The 13588-nt window shown below is 66.7% G+C and carries 13 protein-coding genes; 10 read left to right on the top strand and 3 right to left on the bottom strand.

The features are described from left to right. Positions 1 to 32: 32 nt before the first annotated feature. The gene (locus ASG69_RS22035) at positions 33 to 257 is read right to left on the bottom strand and encodes a DUF2510 domain-containing protein (RefSeq protein WP_082544716.1); all 225 of its coding nucleotides are present in this window, start codon (positions 255 to 257) and stop codon (positions 33 to 35) included. Positions 258 to 407: 150 nt separating this feature from the next. Here ASG69_RS22035 and ASG69_RS03755 point away from each other — a divergent pair, with 150 nt between their 5' ends. The 10 genes from ASG69_RS03755 to ASG69_RS03710 all read left to right on the top strand — a co-directional run bounded on the left by ASG69_RS03755 (position 408) and on the right by ASG69_RS03710 (position 11257). Beyond that, on the top strand, positions 408 to 686 hold the full coding sequence (locus tag ASG69_RS03755; RefSeq protein ID WP_156380426.1) for a hypothetical protein: 279 nt from the start codon (positions 408 to 410) through the stop codon (positions 684 to 686). A gap of 67 nt (positions 687 to 753) precedes the next feature. Next, positions 754 to 1713, top strand: a complete 960-nt coding sequence (locus ASG69_RS03750) for a siderophore ABC transporter substrate-binding protein (protein ID WP_056449133.1) — start codon at positions 754 to 756, stop codon at positions 1711 to 1713. Next, complete coding sequence (locus tag ASG69_RS03745) at positions 1703 to 2668, top strand: ABC transporter permease (protein ID WP_056449130.1); 966 nt, start codon at positions 1703 to 1705, stop codon at positions 2666 to 2668. Before ASG69_RS03750 ends, ASG69_RS03745 begins: the two co-directional genes overlap by 11 nt. Before the next feature lie 10 nt (positions 2669 to 2678). Next, a complete protein-coding gene (locus ASG69_RS03740) occupies positions 2679 to 3656 on the top strand; it encodes an iron chelate uptake ABC transporter family permease subunit (RefSeq protein ID WP_056449128.1) in 978 nt (325 codons plus the stop codon). Beyond that, positions 3653 to 4450: an iron ABC transporter ATP-binding protein gene (locus ASG69_RS03735; protein WP_056449125.1), complete on the top strand. Its 798-nt coding sequence runs from the start codon at positions 3653 to 3655 to the stop codon at positions 4448 to 4450. The genes ASG69_RS03740 and ASG69_RS03735 overlap by 4 nt, the downstream gene beginning before the upstream one ends. 32 nt (positions 4451 to 4482) lie before the next feature. Then, positions 4483 to 5496, top strand: coding sequence for an ABC transporter substrate-binding protein (locus ASG69_RS03730; RefSeq protein ID WP_056449475.1), 1014 nt, complete (start codon positions 4483 to 4485; stop codon positions 5494 to 5496). Positions 5497 to 5538: 42 nt separating this feature from the next. Next, a complete protein-coding gene (locus ASG69_RS03725; protein WP_056449122.1) occupies positions 5539 to 7371 on the top strand; it encodes a siderophore-interacting protein in 1833 nt (610 codons plus the stop codon). 298 nt (positions 7372 to 7669) lie between these two features. Continuing rightward, positions 7670 to 8458 (top strand): alpha/beta fold hydrolase, encoded by a 789-nt coding sequence (locus ASG69_RS03720; protein ID WP_056449119.1) that lies wholly within the window; start codon positions 7670 to 7672, stop codon positions 8456 to 8458. Between the two features lie 760 nt (positions 8459 to 9218). Continuing rightward, the gene (locus ASG69_RS03715; RefSeq protein ID WP_162246795.1) at positions 9219 to 10073 is read left to right on the top strand and encodes an EAL domain-containing protein; all 855 of its coding nucleotides are present in this window, start codon (positions 9219 to 9221) and stop codon (positions 10071 to 10073) included. Between the two features lie 101 nt (positions 10074 to 10174). Next, the gene (locus tag ASG69_RS03710) at positions 10175 to 11257 is read left to right on the top strand and encodes a hypothetical protein (RefSeq protein ID WP_056449112.1); all 1083 of its coding nucleotides are present in this window, start codon (positions 10175 to 10177) and stop codon (positions 11255 to 11257) included. Positions 11258 to 12130: 873 nt separating this feature from the next. Here ASG69_RS03710 and ASG69_RS03700 read toward each other — a convergent pair. Both ASG69_RS03700 and ASG69_RS03695 read right to left on the bottom strand, forming a co-directional pair. Next, positions 12131 to 13033: an oxidoreductase gene (locus ASG69_RS03700; protein ID WP_056449107.1), complete on the bottom strand. Its 903-nt coding sequence runs from the start codon at positions 13031 to 13033 to the stop codon at positions 12131 to 12133. 80 nt (positions 13034 to 13113) lie between these two features. Continuing rightward, positions 13114 to 13563 carry an SDR family NAD(P)-dependent oxidoreductase gene (locus ASG69_RS03695; RefSeq protein WP_235578841.1) on the bottom strand — a complete coding sequence of 150 codons (450 nt, stop codon included), beginning with the start codon at positions 13561 to 13563 and terminating at the stop codon, positions 13114 to 13116. Positions 13564 to 13588 lie beyond the last annotated feature (25 nt).

The following is a 13588-nucleotide window of genomic DNA, read 5'->3' as shown; positions in this document are numbered from 1 at the left end:
TCCGGAGGCCTCCTCCACGCCCGCGGCATCCCTTACGCCACAGCAGCGCGCTTCGGCCTCCCGGTGCCGGTCGACACTTGTGAATGTCCGCGCGACGCGACGCGACGGGCCGGTGTGCCCCCAAGCACCCTCCCGCCTCGAAGGGATGGCGGCCGATCGTCTGGGCTCCGAGTGTCGGAAGTCCACTGCGTACCGTCCCACCACCGGTGCTGCGCTTCGCCTGCAGGGTCGGGGTACCACCCCGCACCGATCGACACCGGACATACACATCAGACCGCTCGGTGTGGTGCGAAGGCGTACATCACAGCACCGGGTTGGCGGACCCTTTGATCTGAACTGAGCGTGGTGCGCCCCCTTGCGAGCGCGTCGAACGCTCCCCGGTTCGGACGGAAAAGTATGCCATTGTCATGAGCAGCTCCGTTCTCAGCGCCTCCCTCGCCGACCGCCGCGCCGCAGTTGGCCGGTCCAGATACCGAATGATGTTCGTGGCCATCAACTATGCCGTGCTGATCGTCGCTATCGCCGTCACGATGTTCTCCGGCAGCAACAGCCTCAGCAGCATGCTGACGGTGACCGCCGTGCGGCTCGGAGCGTCGTACGGGGTGACATGTCGGTGGTTCAGACAGGACGCCGATTCACGCGCGGACCATGAGACCGTCACAACCACGCGGGACTGGTTTGCGTAGCCTTACCTAAGTCGCTACGCTCCAGCGAGTAAAGGTTCGGTCAAGACATCACACCCTCTGGAGCCTCGTGAAGACCCCGAAAACCCCGATCCTCGCCCTCCTCGCCACCGTGATCACGGTGAGCGCGCTCGCGAGTTGCAGCACCGACGACACCACGTCCGCGGACTCCGCCACCACCGTCTCGATCGACACCGCCACCGGACCTGTCGAGGTCCCCCAGAACCCGCAGCGTGTCGTCGCCCTCGACAACACGTCGCTGGAGACCCTGCGCGCGTTCGGCGTCGAACCGGTGGCGCTGCCCAAGCCGATCATGCCGTACGAAGGGTTCGAGGACTGGATCGATGACGACGCCATCCTCGACGTGGGGACGCACAGGGAGCCGAATCTGGAGATCGTGAACGAGGCGGAACCCGATCTCATCATCGGCGGTTACCGCTTCTCGGAGTACACCGACGAACTCGGTCGTATCGCCCCGACGCTGGACATCGCGCCGTCCGACGATGCCGAGGGTGGTTACGTCGAGTCACTGAAGCGCCAGACCGCCTCTCTCGGCGTCGTTTTCGACCGCGAGGAGCAGGCGGCCGAGATCATTGCGGCTCTCGACGCCGCCGAAGACAACGCGGCGGAGCGGACCACCGGCCAGTCGGTGTTCCTGTCCGTCGTCTCGGGCGGCAAGATCGACAACGGTGCCGGACGGATCGGTCGGATCATCGAACCACTGAACCTGCGCGACGTCTTCGCCGGTGAGGCCGGCGACGTGCACGGCGACTCCGGCCTCGCGCCGGAGGCCGTCGCCGCGGCGAACCCGGAGTGGATGATCGTGCTGGACCGCGACGCCGCGGCCGGCGAACCCGGTGCAGCTCCGGCGAAGTCGGTGATCGATGCGCAGGAAGCGTTCGCCCGCACGACGTTCGCGTCCGAGGACCAGATCGTCTACCTCGATCCGTACTTCTACACGCGCGAGAGCATCCAGGCGTACGCCGAGACGTACGAGCAGCTCGCGGACGCCTTCTCGAATGCATCGTAGGACAGCACTTCTGGGCTCGGCGGTCGTCACCGCCGCCCTGGTCGCGGCGTCGCTGCTCGTCGGCGAGTTCGACATCTCGCTCGGCACACTGCTCACCGACCCGGTGGCGCGGGAGATGTTCCTCATCTCTCGCGTCCCGCGGACCCTCTCATTGATCTTCGCCGGCGTCGCGATGGCGGTGTCCGGCGTGGTCATGCAGATGATCACTCAGAACAAGTTCGTCGAGCCCACCACCGCCGGCACGAGCCAGTGGGCGGGGCTGGGCATTCTCGCGGCCCTGTTGCTGGCGCCGAATCTGGGGCCGATGCCGAAGATGCTGATCGCCACCGCGTTCGCCTTCGTCGGCACCATGTTGTTCGTGGGCGTCCTGCGTCGAATCTCGTTGGAACAACAACTGGTGGTCCCCCTGGTCGGCATCATGCTGGGCGCCGTCGTCGGCGCGATCACCACCTTCCTCGCCGGCACATTCGACCTGCTGCAGTCCATGTCCGCGTGGCGGTCCGGCGGATTCAGCGGCATCGTGCGCGGTTTCTACGAACCCTTGTGGGCCGTCGTCGTCATCGCCGTGCTCGTCTGCCTGCTCGCGCACCGCTTCACCGTCGCCGGCCTCGGGAAGGACCTCGCCACCACGGTCGGACTGAACTACGACGCGACCGTCGTGCTCGGCGTCGCGATGGTGGCGGTGTGCACCGGTGTCACCAGCGTGGTGGTCGGCTTCATCCCGTTCCTGGGCCTCATCGTGCCGAACATCGTGTCCATGGTCCTGGGAGACGACGTACGGAGGAACCTCCCGTGGGTGTCGGTGCTGGGCGTCGGACTGCTGCTGGCGTGCGACCTGATCGGGCGCACGGTGGTCGCGCCCATGGAGATTCCGGCCTCGGTGATTCTCGGCGCGCTCGGCGCCGCGGTCTTCGTCCTTCTCGCGGTGAGGCAGCGACGTCATGTTCTTGCGTGAATCACCCTCGATGTCGACGCTGGTACGCACCGACTCGGGACCACGTCCGCGCCGACGACTTCTCGTGGCCTCCGCGGTGCTGGCGGGGGCGATCGCCTGCTTCCTTCTCCTGTTCGTCCGGGGTTCCTTCGAGTTCGCGGTGGAACGCCGCGCCACGATGCTGGGCGCCATGGCCGTCGCGGCCTTCGCCCACGGGCTCGGCACCGTCGTCTTCCACACCGTCACCGACAACCGATTGCTCACTCCGTCCATCGTCGGTTTCGACTCGCTGTACGTGCTGATGCAGACCGTCATGGTGTTCGTCTTCGGCGGCTCCGTCATCGCGCGGACCGACGGCACCCCGAAAGTGATCGCACAGACCCTCACCATGGTCCTGTTCGCCACGATCCTCTATCGCTGGCTCTTCTCCGGTCGCCTCGGCAGTCTCTTCACGATGCTGCTCGTCGGCGTCGTCCTGGGGCTGGCCTTCGACAGCCTCTCGACGTTCCTGCAGCGTCTGCTCTCCCCCACCGAGTACGACCTCCTGTCCGTTCGCCTGTTCGGTCGCCTCAGCGGGGTGGATCCGGGCATGCTTCCCCTCGCGTTCACGGTGTGCGTCGCGGTGGGAGTAGTGTTGTGGCGCAGACGCTTCCGGCTCGATGCGCTGTTGCTCGGCCGTGACTCCGCGACGACCATCGGCGTCGACCACAAGCGTGAACTGACGCTCGTGCTCGTTCTGGTGGCGCTGCTGGTGTCGTTCTCCACCGCGCTGGCAGGGCCGATGACCTTCTTCGGCTTCATCGTCGCGACGATGGCCTATCAGGTGACCGGCAGCTACAAACACCAGTACGTGCTGCCGATGGCATTCCTGCTCGGCATGCTCACGCTCGTCGTCGGACAGTTCGTCATGCAGCACGTGTTCTACGCGGCCGGTTTCCTCACGGTCGTCATCGAATTCGCGGGTGGACTGCTCTTCCTCGTCGTCGTCCTCCGGAAAGGCAGACTGTGATCACGTTCTCGGACGTCTCCAAGACATACCAGAGCGAGACGGTGCTCGGACCGGTCAGCGGCACCATCGCAGAGGGTGGCATCACCTCGGTCGTCGGGCCCAACGGAGCGGGCAAGTCGACCCTGCTCTCGATCATGGGCAGACTGCTCGAGCCGACCACCGGAACCGTGACCATCGGAGACGCCGTGGTGCAGCACACGGCCACGAGAGACTTGGCCCGCATCGTCTCGGTGCTGCGCCAGGACAACCACCTGACCGCGCGGCTCACCATCCGCGAGCTCGTTTCGTTCGGCCGGTTCCCGCACTGCGGCGGCCGACTCCGCGCACACGACCACGAACACGTCGACCGTGCGCTCGACTTCCTGCACCTCGACACCCTCGCTGGGCGCCACCTCGACCAGGTGTCGGGTGGTCAACGCCAGCGGGCGTTCGTCGCCATGGTTCTCGCGCAGGACACTCCGTACGTCCTGCTCGACGAGCCGCTGAACAATCTGGACATGAAGCACTCGGTGGCGATGATGGGCCATCTCCGACGCGCGGCCGACGAGTTGGGGCGCACGATCGTGCTCGTGGTGCACGACATCAACTTCGCGGCGGCCTGGTCGGACGACATCGTCGCGATGCGGGACGGCCGGATAGTCGTCAGCGGGCCCGCCGGCGCGATCATGCACGACGACATCCTGAGCGACGTGTTCGATACCCGGGTGCGCGTCCACGACATCGACGGCGCGCGGACCGCCGTGTACGCCCGCCCTCGGAACGAGGTGCGTATCGCGGCCTCGACACAACCATGACACGCACGACAGTGCTCTCGAAAGGATTCGCCATGGTGCACTCCCCCCTTCGCCGGCGAGGCGTCCGCCTCGTCGCCGCTGCGTCGATGGCGCTCGTCGTCCTCGGCGCGTCCGCGTGCAGTTCGACCGCCGACGACACCGCTGCAACTGTCGAGCCGACACCGAGCGAGACCCGCGTGATCGCCACCGACAAAGGAGAGGTGACCGTGCCCGCCGACCCCCGGCGCATCGCGGTCCTCTCCGCCGGATTCGCCGGATACCTCTACACACTCGACGCGCCCGTCGCCATCACCGACACCCGACTGCTCGGTGTGACCAACCTCGACGGCGGCTTCCCTCCACAGTGGGCCGACAAGGCTGAGGCCCGGGGCACAGTGGAACTGCCGGCGGGGGAATCGCTGAACATCGAAGCCATTGCGCAGGCCGAACCTGATCTCATCATCGGTGGCGGGCAGGGCTACTCCGCCATCCTGGCCAATGATGCCTACGATCAGCTCGCCGCGATCGCACCCACCGTGCTGATCCCGTCCACGGTCACCACCTGGCAAGGCGAACTCGCGGCAGTCGCCGACGCCGCCGGGGAGAGCGACAAGGTCGACTCTCTCCTGCAGGCATACGAGGACAAGGTCGCCGATGTCAGGGATTCCATCACCGTTCCCGGGTCTCCCGTCGCCTATTTCCTGTCGCTGAGCACCAATGAACCCTCCTTCATTCCACAGACCGCGGCATTGCCGACGTTGTTGTCGGAAGTCGGTTTCGAAGCCGACGACATTCTCACCAAGGCCGGGAATCCGGAGTTGTACGGTTCCGGGGACTCGTTCATCGTGAGCCCCGAATTGCTCGGTTCCGTCGCCACCGCCCCGGTGATGTTCGTCGTCCCGGTTGCCGGGCGCACCCTCGAGCAGCTCAAGCAGGATCCGGCCTACGCGGTGTTGCCGGCCTTCGCCGCGAGCACTGTCCACGAGCTCCCGGCGACGAGCTACCGACCCGACTACGACGCGGTCATGGCCACGCTGGACCAGATCCAGCAGACGTTCGCCGCGTAGCAGTGCCACTCGGTGAGAACGGATCAGGAGGTAGGGATTCCTATGGCGGGCACAGTGCGCGACGTTCAGGTCTTTCCGATCTGCATGCGAGAACTCGATGTCCTGCGGGTGGAGGACGTGACCCCCGGGATGCGACGGGTCGTGGTGGGTGGGCCGTCGATGGACCGGCACGTGCGCGACGGTGTCGAGCTGCCTCCGGTGCGGACCACCGGATTCGACGACGACATCAAGATTCTTCCGGTCGACCCGGTCACCGGGATCCTGCCGTTCCCGGTTCCCAGGAATCAGGACGACGGCACCGTCGACTGGCCCTCTGGATCGTTCCCGTACGCACGGACGTACACCGTGCGCCGGTTCGACGAGGCCGAGCGAGAGATGGTGCTGGACTTCGCAGCGCACGAGGGCGGACTCGCCGCGACGTGGTCCCGGACGGTGGAGCCCGGCGACACGGTGCTGATCGCCGGACCGAAACACTCCGCGAGCCTGCCGCGCGAGGTGGAGTGGATGCTCGTCGCCGGCGACGAGACCGCCCTGCCCGCCATCGCGCACTGCCTCGAGATGCTGCCCGCTGATCTGCCGGCGACGGTGGTCGTCGAAGTGGCCGAGCGCTCGCACCGGCAGGAGCTGCGCTCGGCTGCCGACGTCGACATCACCTGGCTGTACCGGTCCGAAGCCGGAGGCGACTCCCGGCTCGTCGACGCGGTCCGAACGGCGCCGTGGCGACCCGGGCAGCCGTACCTGTGGGTGGCCGGCGAAGCACAGACCATCACGCCGCTACGTCGATGGGCGAAGCAGGACAAGCAGATCGACAAGAAGTTCGTCGAGATCGCCGGGTACTGGCGTAGACGCGAGGAACGAACGGACGCGTCCCCGGCCGAGAGCGGCCAGGCGAGGGACGCCGCGGCGCGCCTGCACGAGATGGCGGACCTGGCGACCCCGCTGGTGATCAGGACCGCGGTGACGCTCGGGGTGTTCGCTGCTGTCGACGGCGGCGCCGACACCGTCGACGCGATCGCCGCAGCATGCAGCACTCACCCCGGCGCCACGGCGAAGCTGGTGCGGCACCTCGTGCTGCTCGACCTTCTCACCACCGACGGTCAGCGTTGCGCCCTCACCGAGATGGGGTCCCTGCTCGCCGACCCGGACGCGCTTCTCAACCAGTCGCTGCACGACGACAGGATCCACACCCGACTCGAACTGTCGCTCCTCGGACTCACCGAGACGATCCGGACCGGGACACCCGCTGCGACACATCGTTTCGCCGACAAGATGGCCGAGCCCGGTGTCGCGGACGAGTTCCACGAGGAAGCGGCGTTCTCCGCTGTCTACCGCGCTCCCGCACTGCCCGACGCGGTCGATCTCGACGGAGTCCGGACGGTCGCACTCCACGGCGACGGGGCAGGCGTCTACGCCGACACCCTCGTACGGGAACGTCCCGACCTCGAGATCACGCTCGTCGGACATCCCGACCGCAACCGCCGGAACCTGGCAGACGTGGCCGACGAGCGGCGCGGTGCGGTGCACTGCATCGACTCCACCGATATCACCCCGTCGGGATCCCCCGTAGACCTCGCGATCGCCGTCGACCTGATCGACGCTCACCCGGACGCTGACGCCCTCCTGCTGCTGTCGATGCTGGCGACCTCCGCGCGCAGGGTCGTCCTCGTCACCGACGTGCTCGACCCGGCGACCACCGACGATCACGACACCGAAGACGACTTGGTCCGACTGTGCCTGTACGGATCCGGGCGACGCACCGAAGCCGAAGTGCGCGAGCTGATTGCCGAGTCCCTCGGTGCCGACGCACGTGTCGGAAGCCTGGGGTGGGGGTCCACGGTGGTCGAATTTCGGGGCCGGTCGGGGACGTCGACGTGATGGGCCGGACGACTCTCGTCTGAACCTCGCCGGAAGCCGACCGGCTGCCTCGCGCACGCGGCCTCGACGACCCGGACAGGTACCTGCGTTCTCACCGCGGGACGAGCCGGAACGCGAAGACGCGCTGTCGCCTCCGGGGCATCTCGAGATCATCAGCGAACGCGAATCGCCACGCCGGGGACGTGGTCCCGAACAGTCGTACCCGGCGAAGAGTGGCCGACTCGAACGCTGGGTGAGCGGATGCCATCGGTCTTCCGGAACCCGTGCGTCGACCGGGCATTCGCGTACCGTCAAGTATATGACGCTAAATTATGTCAGATTCGGACATGGCAGCCCGCTGTTGCTGGTACACGGCTTGGGCGTCGGATGGCGATCCTGGTCCCCGATCATCGACGAACTGGCGGAACACCGTGACGTCATCGCGGTCGACCTACCGGGGTTCGGCGACACGCCGCCGTTGACGGGCGAAGTATCGATCGCTGCTCTCGCCGACTCCGTCGCGGACTTCATTCGCGAACACGATCTGAGTGGCATTTCCACCGTCGGTCAATCCATGGGCGGTCGAATCGTCCTCGAACTTGCTCGACGGGGAGTCGGCGGCGACACCGTGGCACTCGACCCGGGCGGTTTCTGGAGCGACCGCGAACGTGCTGTCTTCGGCGCCACACTCCGGCCGTCCATAGCCCTTGTCAACATGTTGCGGCGTTTCCTACCTGCACTTCTCGGCAACCCTGCGGGAAGGACCCTGCTGCTCGCTCAATTGTCCGCGCGGCCATGGGCACTCTCGCGCGACACCGTGTTGCCCGACGTGCGCGGGCTCGCCGACTCCCCGTCGACCGGGGCCGCTCTGAACGCCCTCATCCACGGGCCGAAGCAGGAAGGCGCACCGTCCGGCACAGTGCCCGGGCGGGTCACGATCGGTTGGGGACGACGAGATCTGGTGACAGTGCCGAGGCAAGCCACACGCGCATCGGAACTGTTCCCCGATGCCGTTCTGCACTGGTTCGAGCGGTGCGGTCACTTTCCGCAGTGGGACGCACCTCGAGAAGCCACTCGATTGATTCTCGACCGCACCGAGGGAGGATGATTCTCAAAGGTCCGACCAGTGCATGTCGATCGCGGGTCACCATTCGCCGGCGACCTCGACCGGCCCCCGGCGAACTCGCTGCGTGGTGACGACTGTCCCGGTGTCGCGGGAGGGTCGCGGCGCGTCCCACCGGGGGATCCGTACGGGCCCGCACATCAGATCGGAGGCGGCGTGCGGGCAGGGCCGGAGGGCCGCCATTCCTCTCGTCCGGTGACTTCACAGGTGGCACACGAGCACGCCTCCGGCATTCCCCCGAACTGAGCGAGTCGACGATCTTCGTGCAATCGGGCATGAGGCTCAGGAGTGGTCGTGACCCGGCGCATTGCCTGGCGCGGGTGCCTGCTTACTGCTGACATGCTGAACGAGTCGGGGCCGGCCGAATATGTCGCCCCGGTCCTCGGCGGCGAGGTCGCCGCGACGCTGCCCGGGAATGGGCATCGTGAGCAGGGCCGCATCGTCGGTGCTACTCGGAGGGTGTCGGTTCCCGAGCCGCCCTCGGCAATCACCACGCGTGTCCCCACCGTCCCAGTGCGTAGCCGGTTCCGTCGTGCCGCTTCCGGCGTGACGGGACGTCATGCCTACGGCGAGCATGGCCAGCAGAATTTGTGCTTGTCACCCTTTCAGGGGTGGTGCATCCGTTCTGCGAATGGGGGGTACCACGTCCTCATCTCTCAGACCCGACACGATGCGCCGCCGGCTGCAGTCCACGTGTGCTCGTTCCGCCCGCCGGTGCGGCGTCGTGTGCGAGCAAGCGTTCCCGGTGACTGATTTCGACGGGGACGGAAGCCGCTCCGGCCGCGCCCAGCAGCGGCCGGTCACCGCTGATGACATCTGCGACCTTGTACGTCGCGGCGGACCCACCATGGTGTTCCAACCCATCGTCGACGCCGCAGACCTGAACGTCGTCGGCTACGAAGCGCTCTCGCGGTTCCCCACCGCAACCGCGTGCCCCGCGGAGTGGTTCGACAGCGCAGCGCAGAGCGGACTGTCCGGGGCACTCGAAGGCGCCGCGCTGCTCTCCGCTCTGAACGAAGCGGCATCGTTCCCGCCGGGAATGTTCCTCGCGGTGAACCTCTCCCCCGCCGCGCTCACCGACGACCCTCTGCTCGCCGAGCCGCTGCGCCACGCCGCCCGACATCGCCGCATCATCCTCGAGGTCTCCGAACGCACCCACATCCACGAGATCGACACCGTCCTCACACGGGTCAACGACCTACGCGGCGCCGGTGTGGTCATCGCCCTCGACGACGTCGGCGCCGGTCAGTCCGGGCTCCGGCAGGTGATCACCGTCCGACCCGAGATGATCAAGATCGACGCGTTCGTCACCCACGACATCGACACCGATCCTTTGCGTGCAGCCATCGCTGCCGGCACCGTGACCCTTGCCGAGCAATTCGGCATGACCGTGGTGTTCGAGGGCGTCGAGTCCGATGCCGAACTGCGCACCGTCCGCCGTCTCGGCGCCCATCTCCTGCAGGGGTATCACCTCGGGCGTCCCGCCCCCGCCGCTCACGGAACCCCCCCCTGTAGTGAACATTCTCGCCGCACCGAAGCCTCTGCGACCCTGGGGTCAGCTGACGATCGGCGTCACTGCAGTCGGGTCGCCCGCGGGTGATCGCACACGTCGTCGGTCAGCTCCCTGGCGGAGGTCGGACAGCTGACAGTCTGCTCGTCTTTCGGACGTTTCGACTTGTCTCGACCGGGTAGCACCGGGCGATGACCGACCACGACCCACACCGAAAAGGACCCACCCGCCCAGCGGGAGACGGTGTCTCGGTACTGCTCATCGCCGACCCCGGCAAACCCGCAGACCTCGCCGAGCACCTCTCGGACCACCTACCCCGACGCCTCACCGAACGAGGATCACCGCCCCGCCGATGGACCACCACCGTGCGCCGACAACCCCTCGTCTCCGACGAACACGCCTCACTCGACGACGTGATCGACACCGTCGACATCGACTCCAACCACGAGGACATCGTCGTCTACCTCACCGACCTCCCCCGCCGCGACAACACCGTCCCCGTCATCGGCGAGGTCAGCGCCGATCACAAGTTCGCACTGATCTCCATCGCCGCCGTCGGCGGCATCGACCTCACTCGACGCGTCACCACCGTCGTCGAACTCGCCCTTGCACGCATCCTCGGCGAACCCGAACTCGCACCGACGAGCGCCGCGAGACGATTCCCCGCCGAACAGCACGAAACCGGCACCCGGTACCTCGCACCGAAGGGACTGCGCACGCTCCGACTGGTCTCCGGAATGGTGCGAGCCAACCGGCCTTGGCGGCTGGTCACCGGCCTGTCCAAAGTGCTCGTCGGCGCCTTCGCCACCGGCGCATTCGCATTGTCCACCAGCACCATTTGGTGGTTCGCCGACACCATGGGCGGATGGCGCCTGTGTGCGGCGACGATCCTGTCGACGGTGGCGCTCATCCTCTGGCTCGTCATCGATCACGAACTGTGGGAACGGCCCGAATCCGACGAGGAACGCGAACGCTCCAGGCTGTACAACACCGCGACCGTCATCACCCTGACCATCGGTGTCGTCGTCCTCCACATCGCCCTGTTCGGTCTGCTGCTCTTCACCGCCTTACTCTCCCTCCGAGCGCACGTCCTGTCCTCGACCCTCGGTCACGACGCGACCACCGCCGACTACCTCGAGCTCAGCTGGCTCCTCGCCTCCATCGCCACCATCGGCGGCGCCCTCGGATCCGGCCTCGAAGACGACGACGCAGTCAAGGAAGCCGCCTACGGAACCAGACAGCGCCAGCGACACGACAACACGCAGGAAGAGTGAACAGGCGGGATTCTCGAAGCGTGCGGTGCACTGTGCGGGGCGGCAGTCAGCACGCTCCACGCCTCCGACGTCGACATAGATCTGCTGACATCACGCCATTCGACGTCGTCCACGAGAGTCGTCGTTATCGACGACATCGTCGTCGGAACCGTCAGGATCGAGCGGATCGGCACGCCATTTTCACTCGATGACATGCTCGTCGATCGAATGGCTCCGACCGCGGCTTCTATCGTGCAGCCGCGGAGGGCACTCGCCGACGCGGAACATCTGCCTGCCGGCACGACGACTCTAACCGTGGCAATGGGTATTTCGCTTCCGGCGCCAGCAGCGACGGCTCACCGCCTCGTCGGCACAGCAAGTTCTCCTACCACCAGACCACGACTACCCGTCCGGTCGTCGATGCGACCGACCTCGGTGCTCGGCGACCTCCTCGCGGACGAACACCCACCCGACCACGACTACATCGCCGACCTCGTGCGTATCCGAACGTTGGACGACATGTACAACGGAGCCGAACTCGTGTCGACGCTGGAGGTCTACCGCGACTCCGGAACGCTCCGGAGCGCAGCAGGGCTAGTGAACCTGCACCACAGCAGTGTGGCTCACCGCCTGACCACGTTGTCACGGCACCTCGGTTTCGCGGTGGATCTGCCCGAGAACCGGGCGCGGACAGAGGCTTGGATGATGGTTCACCGAATGCGACCTTGTGAGGGGTATCCGCACGCGCGGAGGTCCATCTGAGCCTGCACCGATGTGCTGGCTGGTCCGCCGGAATCACCCGGTTCGCGAGTCCGATGGGAAGCTGGTCTCCGCTGTGACGCGACTGCCTGTGAACAGCATCTCGGCAGCGTGCTCCCCCGGGCAGTGGAGCCCTCAGGCAATCGGCGGGTCCCGGCGCAGGCTCGTGTAGCTCACCCCGGTCAGCTGCTCGGACAGATTCCACAGAGCGGTCGCGAGCTTCAAGTCGCGCGAACGCTTACTGGACGAGACGACTGTCGGATGGCCGCGCATCTCCCGGAACCCGTCGGGTCCGATGTACGAGCCTCCCGCGACGCCGGCGACCGTCGCCGCATGAAGCTGCGGCAATGCTCCCATGTTCGAGCTCTGACCGATGACGCCCGCTCCCAACGAGAAAATCTTGTCGAGGGCAGATTCGGTATGGGACGCCAGGTTCGTGGACGAGATACCGGGATGCGCCGCGACGGAGACGACCGAGGAGCGCGCTTCCGACAGGCGCCGCTGAAGCTTGTACGCGAACAACAGATTCGCCAACTTGGACTGGCCGTAGGCAGCCCAGCGACTGTAGCGGCGGTGCTCGAAGTTGGGGTCGTCGATCGAGATGTGTCCGCTCGTGTGCGCGAGACTGGAGAGCGTGACGATCCGGTCGGAGATGCGGTCGACGAGCAGTCCGGTCAACGCGAAATGGCCGAGGTGATTGGTCCCGAACTGCATCTCGAAACCGTCGGCCGTCTTCTTCTGCGGCAGCGCCATCACACCGGCGTTGTTGACCAGGACGTCGAAGGGCTCGGTTGCGTCGGCGAAGCGTCTCACGGAGGCCAGATCGGCGAGATCGAGCTCGCGAACGGTCGCAGTCGGCCCGATCTCGCGGGCGACATCCTCTCCCCTGTCGGTATTGCGACACGCGAGTACCACCTCCGCCCCACGAGCACCCAGGGCTCGGGCCGTGGCCGCACCCAAGCCACTGTTGGCGCCGGTCACGACGAAACGCCGCCCCGTCTGATCCGGGATGTCTGCGGTCGTCCACGTCGAGGTCACCGGTCCGACAGTAGCCGTGCGCGGCGGGTCACTCGGCGAACTGCAAAGGTGCACTCCACGAGAACCTCAGCCACCGCCGCCTAACGGGTTGCGGTGATGCCACCGTCCACCGGAATCGTCGCCCCGTGCAGGTAAGCCGCCTCATCCGAGACCACCCACGCGATGGCCGACGCGATCTCTTCCGGCCTACCTGGACGTTGGGCCGGAATGCCGGCCGTCATCTGACTGATGACGTCGCTACTCGAGTCGTTGATCGGAGTGCGCGTGGCGCCCGGCGCAACAGTGTTCACTCGCACCCCTTGCGGTCCGAACTCGGCGGCCCAGCTTCGAGCGAGCTGCGCTTCGGCCGCTTTCGTGGCGGAATACAGGCCGACGAATGCATGGCCCACCGTGGCCATCCACGACCCGATGACCACGATCGCGCCGGTGCCTCGTTCGGCCATTGCCGGCGCCAGGGCTGCGGTGAGAACATGCGGTGCCCGGACGTTGACGGCAAGTGTCGCTTCCAGATCGGCGTCGGTGAGGGACACGGTGTCGACGGCGGGGCAGAGTGCC

This window comes from Rhodococcus sp. Leaf225, assembly GCF_001426145.1.
GTDB lineage: Bacteria > Actinomycetota > Actinomycetes > Mycobacteriales > Mycobacteriaceae > Rhodococcoides.
This window is presented reverse-complemented; position numbering and strand designations above follow the sequence as displayed.

Coding starts and splice junctions, on each gene's coding strand:
- ASG69_RS03720 (WP_056449119.1), top strand. CDS start 7,670: ATGACGCTAAATTATGTCAGATTCGGACATGGCAGCCCGCTGTTGCTG.
- ASG69_RS03725 (WP_056449122.1), top strand. CDS start 5,539: ATGGCGGGCACAGTGCGCGACGTTCAGGTCTTTCCGATCTGCATGCGA.
- ASG69_RS03755 (WP_156380426.1), top strand. CDS start 408: ATGAGCAGCTCCGTTCTCAGCGCCTCCCTCGCCGACCGCCGCGCCGCA.
- ASG69_RS03730 (WP_056449475.1), top strand. CDS start 4,483: ATGGTGCACTCCCCCCTTCGCCGGCGAGGCGTCCGCCTCGTCGCCGCT.
- ASG69_RS03745 (WP_056449130.1), top strand. CDS start 1,703: ATGCATCGTAGGACAGCACTTCTGGGCTCGGCGGTCGTCACCGCCGCC.
- ASG69_RS03710 (WP_056449112.1), top strand. CDS start 10,175: ATGACCGACCACGACCCACACCGAAAAGGACCCACCCGCCCAGCGGGA.
- ASG69_RS03740 (WP_056449128.1), top strand. CDS start 2,679: ATGTCGACGCTGGTACGCACCGACTCGGGACCACGTCCGCGCCGACGA.